The organism is Gordonia sp. LMA167, from assembly GCF_058130025.1.
This window is the reverse complement of the sequence record NZ_CM176708.1, coordinates 3,123,909-3,138,735: the sequence shown is the minus strand read 5'-3', so window position 1 is coordinate 3,138,735 and position 14,827 is coordinate 3,123,909. Positions and strand designations below refer to the sequence as shown.

The following is a 14,827-nucleotide window of genomic DNA, read 5'->3' as shown; positions in this document are numbered from 1 at the left end:
TTGTGCCTCGGAAGGCCCCTGTACTCGACCGCTTCACCGCCCCCACCCGGCGGTGGTTCAGTGGCGCCTTCGAGGAGCCGACCGCCGCCCAGATCGGCGCATGGACCTCGATCGCCGACGGAGACAACACGTTGGTCATCGCGCCCACCGGGTCGGGCAAGACCCTCTCGGCATTTCTCTGGGCTCTCGACCGACTGGCCACCGACACCGATCGCCGCCACGGCACCCGGGTCCTCTACATCTCTCCGCTCAAGGCCCTCGCGGTCGACGTCGAGCGCAACCTGCGGGCGCCGCTCACGGGCATCACCCGAGCCGCGCAGGAGCTGAATCTGCCGGAGCCGAACATCACCGTCGGCGTCCGGTCCGGCGACACGGCACCCGCGCAGCGGCGCTCGCTCGTCAAAACCCCGCCGGACATCCTGATCACCACCCCGGAGTCGCTGTATCTGATGCTGACATCGGCCGCGCGCGAGACGTTGACCGACGTGGACGTGGTGATCGTCGACGAAGTGCACGCAGTCGCCGCCACCAAACGCGGCACGCATCTGGCGTTGACCCTCGAGCGGCTCGACGAATTGCTCGAGAAGCCCGCGCAGCGCATCGGTCTGTCCGCGACGGTCAGACCGCCGGAGGTCGTCGCCGGCTTCCTCAGCGGGGCCGCGCCGTGCCGGGTGGTCAAGCCGACGGCGACCAAGACCTTCGACCTCCGGGTCGACGTACCGGTCGAGGACATGGCCAACATCCCGCCACCCGATTCGGCCGCGGCCGACGATCTCGACGACGCGTTCTCCCCCACCGCCGGGTCGTTGTGGCCCTACGTCGAGTCGTCGATCGTCGATTTGATCGAAAAGAACCGCGCGACGATCGTGTTCGCCAATTCACGGCGACTCGCGGAGCGACTCACCGCGCGCCTCAACGAGATCCATGCCGAACGCACCACCGGGGCACCGGCCCCGGTCACCCGCAACCCGACGGTCGCCGGGGGCGCACCGGCCTTCGTGATGGCCAGCGGTGCCAGTTCGGGTGCCGAACCCACACTCGCCCGCGCCCACCACGGGTCGGTCAGCAAGGAGCAGCGGGCACAGATCGAGGACGACCTGAAATCCGGTCGACTGGCATGCGTGGTGGCGACCAGCTCACTGGAACTCGGTATCGACATGGGAGCAGTCGATCTCGTCATCCAGGTGGAGGCGCCGCCGTCGGTGGCGAACGGGCTGCAGCGGATCGGGCGCGCCGGCCATCAGGTCGGCGAGATATCCCAGGGCGTGCTCTTCCCCAAGCACCGCACCGACCTCATCCACTGCACGGTGACCGTGGAGCGGATGCTCGATGGTGCGATCGAGGAACTGCGGGTGCCGCAGAACCCGCTCGACATCCTCGCGCAGCAGACGATCGCCGCAGCGGCGATCGACGAGCTCGACGTCGACCAGTGGTTCGACGTCGTGCGTCGTGCGGCGCCGTACCGCGAACTGGGCCGGCAGGTGTTCGAGGCCACCCTCGACCTCATCTCGGGACGGTTCCCGTCCGACGAGTTCGCCGAGCTGCGTCCGCGCGTCACCTGGGACCGGGACAGCGGGACGTTGGTCGGACGCCGGGGTGCACAACGACTCGCCGTCACCTCCGGTGGATCGATCCCCGATCGGGGGCTCTTCGGTGTGTTCATGGTCGGCGAGAAGTCCACCCGCGTGGGCGAACTCGACGAAGAGATGGTCTACGAGTCGCGGGTCGGCGATGTCTTCGCACTCGGCGCAACCAGTTGGCGTATCGAGGACATCACCCACGACCGGGTTCTGGTCTCCCCCGCCTACGGCCAGCCCGGTCGACTGCCGTTCTGGATCGGCGACACCGTCGGGCGACCCGCCGAGCTGGGTGCGGCCATCGGGAAGTTCACCGGCGCGGTCGCCGACCCGGAGATCCTGGCCGGACATGCCGAACGACTCGGACTCACCGATTTCGCGCAACAGAACCTGTCCGCGCTCATCGCCGAGCAGCGCGAGGCCACCGGTCATCTTCCCACCGACCGCACCCTCGTCGTCGAACGGTTCCGCGACGAGTTGGGCGACTGGCGACTCATCCTGCACTCCCCCTACGGCTTACGTGTGCACGCGCCGTGGGCCAGCGCCATTTCCGCCCGGTTGCAGGAGACACTGGGCATCGAGGGCGCGACCACCGCATCCGACGACGGCATCATCGTCCGGCTCCCGGACACCGACGACGAGCCTCCCGGCGCCGCGGTGTTCGTGATCGAGCCGGACACGATCGAGCAGATGGTCACCGACGCGCTCGCCGATTCGGCGATGTTCGCGTCGCGCTTCCGTGAATGTGCCGCCCGCGCCCTGTTGTTGCCGCGCCGGGACCCGGGTCGTCGTGCACCGCTCTGGCAACAGCGGCAGCGCAGTGCCCAGCTGCTGTCGGTGGCCTCCAAATTCCCCGACTTCCCGATCGTCCTGGAAGCGGTGCGGGAGTGCCTCCAGGATGTTTATGATCTGCCGGCTCTCATCGACCTGCTCACCCGGATCCGACAGCGCCGCATCCGGATCGTGGAGACCGAGACGGCGAGTCCCTCCCCCTTCGCCGCATCCATGCTGTTCGGTTACGTGGGGGCGTTCATGTACGCCGACGACGCCCCACTCGCCGAACGCCGGGCGGCGGCCCTGTCCCTGGACACCAGCCTGCTGGCCCAGTTGTTGGGCCGGGTCGATCTCCGTGAGTTGCTCGACCCGGCGGTCATCGCCGACGTCACAGCCCGTCTGCAGCGACTCGCTCCCGAGCGGCAGGCCCGCGACGCCGAGGACATCGTCGATCTGCTGCGATGGTTGGGCGCGCTGAGTACCGATGAGGTGATCGATCGGTATCGCGGTGACGGACCGGCACTGGCACTTCTGACCGAGTTGCATCGCAGCGGACAGATCATCTCGATCAACCACGGCGGACGAGCACTCTGGGCCTCGGTGGACGACACCGCCCGCCTGCGCGACGCACTGGGCGTGCCCGCGCCACTGGGCATCCCGGCCGCCTATCTCGAGCCCGTCCCCGATCCGGTCGGCGACCTCGTCGGCCGATATGCACGTACGCACGGACCGTTCACCGTTGCCGAGGCGGCCGAATCGGTGGGCATGGCGGTCGGCGTGGTCCGTGACACGCTGATCCGTCTGGCGTCCGACCGGAGGGTCGTGGAGGGCGATTTCCTGCCCGATGCCGACTCCGGGGACCGCCGCGGTGTGACGCAATGGTGTCACGCCGATGTCCTCGGCCAGATCCGGCGTGGTTCGCTGGCCGCCAGTCGCGCCGAGGTCGCCCCGGTGGGCACCGATGTGCTGGCCCGTTTCGTGACCTCATGGCAGCACGCCGCCGCCGACGACATGGTGAGTGGTGTGGACGGTGTGGCCACGGTCATCGACCAGCTCGCCGGCTATCCGTTGCCGGCGTCCGCCTGGGAATCACTGATCCTGCCTGCACGGATCACCGATTACACGCCCACCATGCTCGACGAGCTGCTGAGCTCCGGCGAGGTGATCTGGTCCGGGCACGGTCGCATCGGCGGGTCGGACGGCTGGATCGCCTTCCACCCGGCGGATATCGCGCCTCTCACGCTGCCCGCACCCGACGAGATCGACACCACCGCAGTGCACTCGCGGGTGCACGAGACCCTGGCGCCGGGCGGCGCCCTGCGCTTCACCCAGTTGTCGGACGCGGTCGAGATCGAGGTCACTGCGGCCGACCTCGAATCCGCGGTCTGGGACCTCGTCTGGGCCGGACAGGTCAGCAACGACTCGTTCGCGCCGGTCCGCGCCCTACTCGCCCCACGACGTGCCACGTCGACGACGAGATCCGCACCGGCACACCGATCCCGCGGCCGTGCACCGCGGCTTCGGGCACAACGACTGTCCACCCGCTATCTGGCCGAACACGGCGCAGGCCGACCGGTCGCCCCCACCGCGGGTGGCAGGTGGTTCCACCTGGACCGCGCCGAGGCCGAACCCACCGTGACCACCCAGATCCTCTGCGAGCAGTTGCTCGCCCGCTATGGCGTGATCACCCGCGGAAGTGTCGCAGCCGAGGACGTCGTCGGCGGGTTCGCTCGGATCTACAAGGCCCTCAACGTGTTCGAAGACAACGGACACGTACGACGCGGCTATTACGTCGACAGCCTGGGCGGTGCCCAGTTCGCGTCTACGTCGACGGTCGACGATCTGCGCCGTCACGCGCTCGTCGATCGTCGGTCGAAGGATTCGGCAATCGTGCTCGCCGCAACCGATCCGGCCAACCCCTACGGTGCGGCCCTGGAATGGCCGGCCGCACTCGCGGCCGACGGCGGTCACCGGCCGGGGCGCAAGCCCGGCGCACTGGTGGTACTGGTCGACGGGGTGCTGGTGGTCTTCGTCGAGCGCGGCGGCAAGACTGTCCTCACCTTCACCGACACCCCAGCGCAGCTCGAAGCCGCCGCCGGAGCGTTGGCGTCACTTGTCCGCAGCGGTCGGGTGTCCAGGCTGATGATCGACCAGGTGGACTCGCAACCATCGCTGGCGTCCGACTTCGGGCGGACTCTCGTCGGCGCCGGCTTCGCGACGACACCGCGGGGAATCCGGCTCCGCTACGGACAGCATGCCTGAAGGCGACACCGTCTTCGCGACCGCGGCCCGACTGCGGGCAGCACTCGCGGGACGCGAGTTGGAGCACTCCCAGTTCCGCGTGCCCTCACTGGCGACCGTCGACCTCGCCGGTCGTCGGGTGACGTCGGTGCGCTCGCGTGGGAAACATCTCCTCATCGACGTCGGCGGGCCCGACGACCAACACCCCGACGTCGGCACGCTGAGTGTCCACTCACACCTGAAGATGGAGGGCGCCTGGCATGTCCATCGGTTGGGGACACGGTGGCGGCGGCCGGGATTACAGGCGCGGGTGGTGCTCCGGACCGCCGAGCACGAGGCGGTCGGATTCGAGCTCGGCATGCTGGAACTGCTGGCGGATCCCGACGCCGCGCTCGCCTATCTGGGTCCTGACCTGCTCGGCGAGGGCTGGACACCGGGCGAGGCGGTCCGTCGGATCGAGGCGTGTCCGGACGAACAGATCGGGATGGCCCTGCTCGACCAGCGGTTGATGGCCGGCGTCGGCAACGTGTACCGCAGCGAGATCTGTTTTCTTCGTGGTGTTCTGCCGACACGACCGGTGTCCGACGTCGATGTCGTGGGGATCGTCGAGCTCAGCCGGCGTCTGCTGTGGGCCAACCGGAACCGCTCCGCACGGACGACGACCGGCGCGACGGCTCCGAACGCGCGGATGTGGGTGTACGGTCGGCGCGGGCAATGGTGCCGCAGATGTAATACGCCGGTCGAGCGAGGGACTCTCGGCTCGACCGGCGAAGATCGCGTGATCTACTTCTGTCCGCGGTGTCAGACATGACGCAGGTCGCGATGGCAGGCCCCGGGGCGACGCGATACCCGCCCCCGATTAGCGTGACGTGACGGCCGCTAGACCGGGTACCGTTCCGGCTCTGGACCGAACAGAAACCGCCGACCGCTGATCTCGGAAACCGAGATCTCCACGTAGTTGTACTTCATCGTGGGAATCCACGGACGCAAGGGCAACTCGTCGGCAGCTGCGATGTCATGCATCGAGACAAGAACGCGTGCAACACCTTTCGCGACAACACTCCACCCGCTCTCGTCGGTGTGGTCATCGGCCTCGAACGCGACGTTTCCGTTGACCGCGATCTCGGCGAGTTTGGTGCCCTCGCCCGTGCGGATGACGATCCGTCCCTCACCGGCGTGGAAGTTCACCGGGAATATGTCAGGGAAACCATTGACACTCAGCGCTATTCGTCCGAGCTCAGTAGTTCCGAGAAGTTCCCAGGCCTCGTCGCTGGTGAGGTCTTGCACCCTGTTGTCGACCATGATCTGTCCTTCTGCCATAACTGATTCTCCCGCCACCGCACCAGCCCCACCAGTGCCAAAGGTCCCGAACTCGGTGTGGATGCGTCACCACCCGTTCCCCGCAACCTCGCCAGGAACGACCGAAGCGTCACCACCCGAACCTCCGAGCCTGCGAGGATGCGTCACCAACCGAAACCTCCGAGCCTGCGAGGATGCGTCACCACCAGCTCCCTGAGGAGCCTCCGAGCTTGCGAGGATGCGTCACCACCCGCTCCCTGAGGAGCCTCCGAGCCTGCGAGGATGCGTCACCACCCGCTCCCTGAGGAGCCTCCGAGCCTGCGAGGATGCGTCACGAAGGGCCCTTCGTGACGCTCGCAAGCTCGCTCCTCAGGGACCGGGGGGTGACGCTCGCAAACTCGCTCCTCAGGGACCGATGACAAACTCCGCACACCGGCCAACAGCAACCACCCGTCCCACCAGCCGCCCCGGAAAGACCTAAAACACTGCCCACCGACCGCTCCCTGAGGAGCCTCCGAGCCTGCGAGGATGCGTCACGAAGGGCCCTTCGTGACGCTCGCAAGCTCGCTCCTCAGGGACCGGGTGGTGACGCCAAGCTCGCTCCTCAGGGACCGGGTGGTGACGCCAAGCTCGCTCCTCAGGGACCGGGTGGTGACGCCAAGCTCGCTCCTCAGGGACCGGGGGGTGACGCTCGCAAGCTCGCTCCTCAGGGACCGGGTGATGACGCTCGCAAACTCGCTCCTCAGGGACCGTGTCTCAAGAACCGAGGCAACCTCACCCGACCCCTGAACAGCATCACTCCGGTACCGGCACGGGCTCCAGGATCTCCGGTCGCGCCTCCGGCGCGGCGGCGCGCAGCGCGTCGGCGGAGTCATCGTCAGGTTGTTGCTGTGAGGCGATCTCGGCCTCGACGCGAGCCACATAGGTGGCCACCTCGAAGGCCGTCTGCTCAGGCGTCCAACCCAGGATCGGGGCAAGCAGATCGGCGACCTCCTGTGCGCAATCCACGCCGCGATGGGGATACTCGATGGCGATCCGGGTCCGGCGGGCGAGGACATCCTCGAGGTGCAGCGCCGCCTCGTCGATCGCCGCATACAAGACCTCGACGCGGAGGTACTGCGGGGCCGCGGCGAGTGGCCGAAGCAGCGAAGGGTCGTTGTCGGCGTAGTAGAGGACGTCGTCGATCAGCGAACCGTAACGATTGAGCAGTCGTCGAATCCGGTACGGATGCAAGCCGAATCGGCGTCCGAGATGTTCACACTGGTTGATCAGTGCGAAGTATCCGTCGGCACCGAGCAGGGGCACGCGCTCGGTGATCGACGAAGCCACGCGGGTCGGGATGAAATCGGTGCAGGCGTCCACCGCGTCGGCGGCCATCACCCGGTAGGTGGTGTACTTCCCGCCGGCAATGGACACCAGCCCGGGCGCGACGGTGGCGACGGCGTGCTCGCGCGACAGTTTCGACGTCTCGTCATCCTCGCCCGCGAGCAGGGGCCGCAGTCCGGCGTAAACGCCTTCGATGTCATTGTGGGTCAGCTTGGTGACCAGTACCTCGTTGACCCGCTCGAGGATGTAGTCGATGTCGGCACGGGTGGCCGCCGGGTGCGCGAGGTCGAGATTCCAGTCGGTGTCGGTGGTGCCGATGATCCAGTGTGTCTCCCACGGGATCACGAACAGCACCGAGTTCGTGGTGCGCAGGATGATCGCGGTCTCACTGACGATGCGGTCCCGCGGCACCACGATGTGGACACCCTTGGAGGCGCGAACCTTGAAGTGTCCGCGCTGCTTCGACAGCGCCTGTACCTCGTCGGTCCAGACCCCGGCCGCGTTGATCACGCAGTGGGCGCGAATCTCGGCGGTTTCACCGTTCTCCGTGTCGCGAACACGCACGCCCAGAACGCGGTCCGCCTCCCGGAGGAAGCCGATCACCTGCGTGGAAGTGCGGATCACCGCACCATAGTTCGCGGCGGTGCGGGCAACAGTGAGGCTGTGTCGCGCGTCGTCGACGACGGTGTCGTAGTAGCGGATTCCACCGATCAGCGAGTTGCGCTTCAGCGCCGGTGCCACCCGGAGAGCCCCGGATCGGGTCACATGCTCCTGTCCCGGAACCGATTTCGCTCCGCCCATCTGGTCGTACAGGAAGATGCCGGCCGCCACGTACGGACGCTCCCACACGCGTCGGGTGAGCGGGTACAGGAAGGGCAACGGTTTGACCAGATGCGGCGCCAGCAGGCGCAACGAGAGTTCTCGTTCTCGGAGAGCCTCCCGCACCAGGCCGAACTCGAGCTGCTCGAGATAGCGAAGCCCACCATGGAACATCTTCGACGATCGGCTCGACGTGCCGGACGCGATGTCGCGGGCCTCGACCAACGCGACACGCAGGCCGCGGGTCGCGGCATCCAGCGCGGCACCAACTCCCACCACCCCGCCGCCGATGACCACGACGTCGAACTGTTCACTGCCCAGCCGCCGCCACGCCTCGGCACGGTAGAGCGGACCCATATCCGCTGGTCGATCCGGGTTGAACTCGGTGTTCATGGTTGCCGAGCCTAATTGATCTCACGCGATGCCACCGCGTGCGACACTGGCCGCGTGGGTAGCGCAAGCACATATGTCGCGGCCATCGACCAGGGCACCACCTCCACGCGGGCGATGATCTTCGATCGCGGCGGACGGGTGGTCAGCAGTGAACAGATCGAACACCGGCAGATATTTCCCCAGGCAGGATGGGTGGAACACGATGCGGCCGAGATCTGGCGCAACACCCGGCGGGTGACCGCGGCTGCCCTCGCCTCGGCCGATCTGAGCCACGATGACATCGCGGCCTGCGGCCTCACCAACCAACGTGAGACAACTCTCATCTGGGACCGGGAGACCGGCGTGCCCATTCACAACGCCGTCGTCTGGCAGGACACCCGAACCAACGATCTGTGCACCGATCTCGCCGGGGACGTCGGCGCCGATCGCTACCGGGACCGCACCGGACTGCCGCTGTCGACGTACTTCGCCGGACCCAAGATCCGCTGGCTCCTCGACCACGTCGACGGCGCCCGGCAACGCGCGGAGGCCGGTGAACTCTGTTTCGGCACAATGGATTCGTGGATGGTCTGGAACATGACCGGCGGCCCCGACGGTGGACGTCATCTCACCGACGTCACCAACGCGTCGCGCACGATGCTGATGGACCTGCGCACCCTGGCCTGGGACGCGCAGATCTGCGCGGAGATGGGCGTCCCGATGGCAATGCTGCCCGAGATCCGCAGTTCGTCGGAGGTCTACGGACCGTTGCGCGAACACGGGTCACTGCCGGGGGTGCCGCTGGCGGGCATTCTCGGCGATCAGCAGGCGGCGACGTTCGGGCAGGCCTGTCTGCGCCCCGGCGAAGCCAAGAACACCTACGGGACGGGCAACTTCCTGCTGCTGAACACGGGTACCGAACCGGTGTTCAGCGAGCACGGCCTGCTGACCACCGTGTGCTATCGCATCGGCGATCAGCCGGCCCGCTACGCGCTCGAGGGATCGATCGCCGTCACCGGTTCGCTGGTGCACTGGCTGCGCGACAACCTCGGCCTGTTCGCCCACACGGCGGAGATCGAGTCGTTGGCCGCGACCGTCGACGACAACGGCGGCGCCTATTTCGTCCCAGCATTCTCCGGGCTGTTCGCGCCGCGGTGGCGCCCCGACGCCCGCGGCGTCATCGTGGGCCTGACCCGATTCGTCAACAAGGGCCACCTCGCACGAGCCGCTCTGGAGGCCAGTGCCTTTCAGACACGTGAGGTGATCGAGGCGATGCAGGCGGACTCCGGAGTCGAGTTGTCCACCCTGAAGGTCGACGGCGGGATGGTCGTCAACGACCTCCTGATGCAGTTCCAGGCCGACATCCTCGATGTCCCCGTTGTTCGGCCGGTCGTCAGTGAGACGACGGCACTGGGCGCCGCCTACGCCGCCGGCCTGGCGGTCGGATACTGGGAGTCCGAGGACGAGATCCGCGAGAACTGGGCCGAGGACAAGCGCTGGGACCCGCGGATGGATTCCACGACCCGAGAGCGCCTCTACGCCGACTGGAACCGGGCCGTCGAGCACAGCCTCGACCTCGCCTGACCCTCCGCCCGGACGGGAGTCAGTCCAGGTCGTCGTGACGCACCAGCTGACGCGCCGCCTCGGTCACCGAGCCCGACAGTGAGGGATACACCGAGAACGTCTGCGCGAGATCGGACACCGTCAGCTTGTTCTGCACCGCCAGCGCGATCGGCAGGATGAGTTCCGAGGCGGTCGGCGCGACCACCACACCGCCGATGACCACGCCGGTCGCCGGGCGGCAGAAGATCTTCACGAACCCACGACGCAGGCCGCTCATCTTGGCCCGCGGATTCGTGGCCAGGGGCAGCATGACGGTGCGTGCCGGGTACTCACCGTTGTCGATGGCCTTCTGGGACACCCCGACAGTGGCGATCTCCGGACGGGTGAAGATTGCGGACGCAACGGTTTTCAGCTTGATCGGGCTCACCCCCTCACCGAGAGAGTGGTACATGGCGATGCGGCCCTGCATCGCCGCGACCGACGCCAGCGGCAGCAGGCCACTGCAGTCGCCGGCCGCGTAGATACCCGGCACCGACGTCCGCGAGACCCGGTCGACGGTGATGTAGCCGGCCCGGTCGACCTCGACGCCCGCCCGGTCGAGTCCCAGATCGGCGGTGTTGGGGACGGAGCCCACTGTCATCAGCACATGCGACCCGGTCACGGTGCGGCCATCGGTCAGATGCGCCGTCACCGAATCCCCCTGCCGCTCAACCTTGTCGGCCCGCGCGTGCTTGATGAGTTCGACGCCCCGCTCGGCCAGTGCGTCCTCGAGCACCAAGGCGGCGTCCTCGTCCTCACCCGGCAGCACCCGGTCGCGGCTCGACACCAATGTCACCCGGACGCCCAGTTCGGTGTAGGCGTGGACGAACTCGGCGCCCGTCACGCCGGAACCGATGACGACGAGATGCTCGGGGAGTTCTTCGAGGTCGTAGAGCTGCCGCCAGGTGAGGATGCGTTCGCCATCCGGCTGCGCGTCGGGCAGCACGCGGGGAGAGGCACCTGTGGCGATCAGCACGACATCGCCCTCGTAGCGTTGCGTCGATCCGTCGTCGAGATGCGCGATCACGCCGTGCGTGGACACACCGATCTGCCTGGCATCGAGTTCGGCGCGGCCGGAGACAAGCTTCACACCCTCGCTGATCAGTCGCGAGCGGATGTCGGCGGACTGGGCGAAGGCGAGATCGCGAACGCGCTGGTGGATCTGCGGCAGTGTGACCAACGCGGCGTCGGTGCTCAGGTTGATGCCCAGGTCGACGGCCTTGCGGACCTCGGTGCGGATGCCGGTCGACGCGATGAACGTCTTCGACGGCACACAGTCCCAGAGCACGCACGCCCCGCCGACGCCGTCGGAGTCGACAATCGTGATGTCCGCGCCGTAGGCAGCCGCGGCCAACGCCGCCTCGTAACCCGCGGGCCCTCCGCCGATGATCACGATCTTGGTCACTTGTGAGTCCTCTCGTCATCCTCGGCCGAAATCGGTCATTCGGCCTTTTCTTGCTCCGGGCAGCGGGCAGGTCGCCCTCCAACCTAGTCCCCGGGCCGTTTGTCCGACGCGCGGACGGGGCGGGCCCAGCTTTCGCGCCGCGCGCCGACCATCTAGGCTTTCGCCCGTGCCGATATATGCCGCCTACGGTTCCAACATGCATCCCGAGCAGATGGCCGAGCGTGCACCGCACTCCCCCATGTCGGGCACCGGCTGGTTGCACGGCTGGCGGCTGACGTTCGGTGGCGGCGACATCGGCTGGGAGGGTTCGCTCGCGACGGTCACCGAGGACCGCGACAACCCGGATGCCAAGGTCTTCGTGGTGCTCTACGACGTGACTCCCGAGGACGAGGAGAACCTGGACCGCTGGGAGGGTTCCGAACTCGGCATCCACGTGAAGATCCGGGCACGGGTCGACACCGCCGATGGCGCGGTGCTCGCCTGGCTGTACGTCCTCGACGCCTACGAAGGCGGTCTGCCGTCGGCGCGCTACCTCGGGGTGATGGCCGAGGCGGCCGAGATCGCCGGTGCGCCCTCGGAGTACGTCCAGGACCTCCGCCTGCGCGAATCACGCAATGTGGGTCCGGGTCCGGGGCCGGTCGAACCCTGATCGCGGCCCCGGCTCAGCCGCCCGCCAGGGCGATCCCCGCCAGGGTCCGTACTCCGACCTCGAGCGCACGTTCGTCGAGGTCGAAATTCGGTTGATGCAGGTCGACGTGTGGTGCGATACCGTCCCAGACCCCGAGTCGACCCATCGCGCCCGGCACATGCTCGAGGTACCACGAGAAGTCCTCGCCGCCCGGCGACTGCGGGGTCTCCGCGACCGCATTCGGCCCGATCTCGGCGACGGCCGCGGTCATCGTGGCGATCGCCAGCTCGTCGTTGACCACCGGCGGGACACCCCGGAAGTACGACAGGTCGTACCGGACCCCGAGCGGGGCGAGCAGCTCGCCGATCACGCTGCGGACCAGGGGTTCGAGTTCGGCCCAGGTTCCGTGGTCGCCGGTCCGGACCGTTCCGCGCAGTCGTCCCTCCTGCGGAATCGCGTTGGGCGCGCTGCCCGCGTGGGCGGCCCCCCACACCATGACCGTTCCCGACCGCGGATCCAGGCGCCGCGAGAGGATTCCGGGCAGACCGGTGATGACCGAGCCCATCGCATAGACAAGGTCGCCGGTCAGATGCGGGCGCGACGTGTGCCCACCCGCCGAGTGCAACTGCAGGTCGATGTGATCGGCGGCCGACGTCAACGGACCGGCGCGCAGCCCGACCGAGCCCACCGGGAGCTTCGGGTCACAGTGCAGCGCGAAGATCCGGCCGACACCGCCCATCACACCGGCCGCCACCGCGTCGAGGGCTCCGCCGGGCATCACCTCCTCGGCGGGCTGGAAGATCAGCCGCACACCGATCGGCAGCTGCTCGACCGACGCCAGCAGTTTGGCGACCCCGATGAGGATCGCGGTGTGCGCGTCGTGGCCGCAGGAGTGGGAGACGCCCTCGACGGTCGAGCTGAACGCGAGGCCGGTGTGTTCGGTTACCGGTAGCGCGTCCATGTCCGCTCGCAGAGCGATCCTCGGCTGTTCGTCGGGACCGAGATCACACACCACACCGGTCCCGAGCGGCAGCCGGCGCGGCTGCAGGCCTGCCGCGATCAGTTCCGCCATCACCAATTCCGTGGTGTTGATCTCCTGACGCGACAATTCCGGGTGCGCGTGGATCTGACGGCGCCACCGCACCACATCCGATCCGTGCGCCGCCCACCACTCGTCGATGACGCCACGCGGCGCCAGGGGCTGGACTCCGGGTTCGCTCACCGCCATCGGAGTGCCCTCACAGGACCGTCGGCGGCGTCGGGGTGGCCAGGTCGACCATCAGCGGCTGCCGCAGCCCACGTTTGATCTGGCCGAGGTTGGGGCCCGCCAGCGGAGCACGCTCGGCCGCCACTGCACGGGCCCGGTCGAGCAGAGACGCGGCGTCGACGGCCTCGTCGACGATCCCGGCCGCCACCGCATCGTCGGCGCCGTACCGCTTCGAGGTCAGCATCGCCTCGGTCGCCGTGACGTCGGTGAGCCGGGTGCGGAGCAACGTGCTCATCCCCCGGGTGAACGGCATCCCGAGCGCTGCCTCCGGCAACGACCAGAATCCACGCTCGGTGCGCATCACCCGATGGTCTGCGCACAGGGCGAGCATCGCGCCCGCACCGAAGGCGTGTCCGTTGATCGCCGCCACCGTCGGCACCGGCAGGGTGAGCAGCTTCACATACAGCGCGTGCACCCGATCGAGATACCGCGGCAGCCCACTGGCATTGCCCGCGATGTAGTCGGTGTCGAGGCCATTGGTGAAGAACTTGCCGGTCGCGGTGATGACCAGTGGCGTGGTCGGTTCCGCTGCGACACGGTCGAGGATCTCGTCGACCTCGGCGATCCATTCGAGCCGGAACCGGTTGTCCGGATTGGCCTCATCGAGCTCGGCACCCTCGGTGCCCAGGTAGAGCTCGGTGACATCGCCTACAGAACGGAGAAATGGCATGTAGCGACCTTATCGCCGGGCATTAGGGTTGGGCCCATGGACCCCACCGCCGACGCCGACGCCGCCGCCATCGCCGCCGCTGCGACCATCTCCGCCGAGACCGATTGCGCCGCCCACGACGTCGCGGTGGTCCTCGGGTCCGGCTGGGCGCCGGCCGCCGCCGCGTTCGGCACCCCGATCGCCAGTGTGCCGATGGCCGCCATTCCCGGCTTTCTCCCTCCGCAGGCGGCGGGCCACGGCGGCGTCGCGCATTCGGTCCACATCGGCGATCGGCGGGTGCTGATCCTGCTCGGGCGGATCCACGCCTACGAAGGACACCATCTGGCCCGGGTGGTCCATCCGGTCCGCACCGCCGCCGCGGCCGGGGCCCACACGATCGTCCTGACCAACGCGGCCGGCGGGCTGCGCGACGACATGGCGGTCGGGCAGCCGATACTGATCTCCGATCATCTCAATCTCACCGCGCGCTCGCCGCTGGTCGGGGCGCAGTTCGTGGACCTCGTCGACGCCTACTCCCCCCGATTGCGCGACATCGCGCGACGCACCGACCCGTCATTGGCCGAGGGCGTGTACGCAGGTCTGCCCGGACCGCACTACGAGACACCCGCCGAGATCCGCATGCTGCGCACCCTCGGGGCCGACCTCGTCGGCATGTCGACGGTCCACGAGACGATCGCGGCTCGCGCGGCCGGACTCGACGTCCTGGGCATCTCGCTGGTCACGAACCTCGCCGCCGGGATCACCGGCGAACCGCTCAGCCACACCGAGGTACTCGACGTCGGGCGCGCCTCGGCGACCCGGATGGGTGAGTTGCTCGCGTCCATCATCGCCGAGCTCTGACCTCTCC

10 protein-coding genes are annotated in these 14,827 nt (G+C 68.1%); 5 read left to right on the top strand and 5 right to left on the bottom strand.

The window, feature by feature from the left end; genetic code table 11:
• Positions 1–2: 2 nt before the first annotated feature.
• Positions 3–4,613 (top strand): ATP-dependent helicase, encoded by a 4,611-nt coding sequence (locus tag ACVT6V_RS14150; RefSeq protein WP_489900422.1) that lies wholly within the window; start codon positions 3–5, stop codon positions 4,611–4,613.
• Positions 4,606–5,403 carry a DNA-formamidopyrimidine glycosylase family protein gene (locus ACVT6V_RS14145; RefSeq protein WP_489900421.1) on the top strand — a complete coding sequence of 266 codons (798 nt, stop codon included), beginning with the start codon at positions 4,606–4,608 and terminating at the stop codon, positions 5,401–5,403. Before ACVT6V_RS14150 ends, ACVT6V_RS14145 begins: the two co-directional genes overlap by 8 nt.
• Before the next feature lie 68 nt (positions 5,404–5,471).
• Here the strand turns inward: ACVT6V_RS14145 and ACVT6V_RS14140 are convergent, their stop codons facing one another.
• A complete protein-coding gene (locus tag ACVT6V_RS14140) occupies positions 5,472–5,894 on the bottom strand; it encodes a pyridoxamine 5'-phosphate oxidase family protein (RefSeq protein ID WP_489900419.1) in 423 nt (140 codons plus the stop codon).
• A 792-nt stretch (positions 5,895–6,686) separates the two neighbouring features.
• Positions 6,687–8,429: a glycerol-3-phosphate dehydrogenase gene (gene glpD, locus ACVT6V_RS14135; protein WP_489900418.1), complete on the bottom strand. Its 1,743-nt coding sequence runs from the start codon at positions 8,427–8,429 to the stop codon at positions 6,687–6,689.
• Between the two features lie 54 nt (positions 8,430–8,483).
• Here glpD and glpK point away from each other — a divergent pair, with 54 nt between their 5' ends.
• Positions 8,484–9,992, top strand: coding sequence for a glycerol kinase GlpK (glpK, locus tag ACVT6V_RS14130; protein WP_489900417.1), 1,509 nt, complete (start codon positions 8,484–8,486; stop codon positions 9,990–9,992).
• Positions 9,993–10,011: 19 nt separating this feature from the next.
• On the opposite strand, the gene ACVT6V_RS14125 is transcribed toward glpK, so the two are convergent.
• Positions 10,012–11,415, bottom strand: a complete 1,404-nt coding sequence (locus ACVT6V_RS14125) for an NAD(P)H-quinone dehydrogenase (RefSeq protein ID WP_489900416.1) — start codon at positions 11,413–11,415, stop codon at positions 10,012–10,014.
• A 166-nt stretch (positions 11,416–11,581) separates the two neighbouring features.
• Between ACVT6V_RS14125 and ACVT6V_RS14120 the strand changes: the two genes are divergently transcribed.
• A complete protein-coding gene (locus ACVT6V_RS14120) occupies positions 11,582–12,064 on the top strand; it encodes a gamma-glutamylcyclotransferase family protein (RefSeq protein WP_489900415.1) in 483 nt (160 codons plus the stop codon).
• Between the two features lie 13 nt (positions 12,065–12,077).
• On the opposite strand, the gene ACVT6V_RS14115 is transcribed toward ACVT6V_RS14120, so the two are convergent.
• Both ACVT6V_RS14115 and ACVT6V_RS14110 read right to left on the bottom strand, forming a co-directional pair.
• Positions 12,078–13,271 (bottom strand): amidohydrolase, encoded by a 1,194-nt coding sequence (locus ACVT6V_RS14115; RefSeq protein ID WP_489900414.1) that lies wholly within the window; start codon positions 13,269–13,271, stop codon positions 12,078–12,080.
• Between the two features lie 10 nt (positions 13,272–13,281).
• A complete protein-coding gene (locus ACVT6V_RS14110) occupies positions 13,282–13,980 on the bottom strand; it encodes an enoyl-CoA hydratase/isomerase family protein (RefSeq protein ID WP_489900413.1) in 699 nt (232 codons plus the stop codon).
• Between the two features lie 36 nt (positions 13,981–14,016).
• Between ACVT6V_RS14110 and ACVT6V_RS14105 the strand changes: the two genes are divergently transcribed.
• The gene (locus ACVT6V_RS14105) at positions 14,017–14,820 is read left to right on the top strand and encodes a purine-nucleoside phosphorylase (protein ID WP_489900412.1); all 804 of its coding nucleotides are present in this window, start codon (positions 14,017–14,019) and stop codon (positions 14,818–14,820) included.
• Positions 14,821–14,827: the final 7 nt, after the last annotated feature.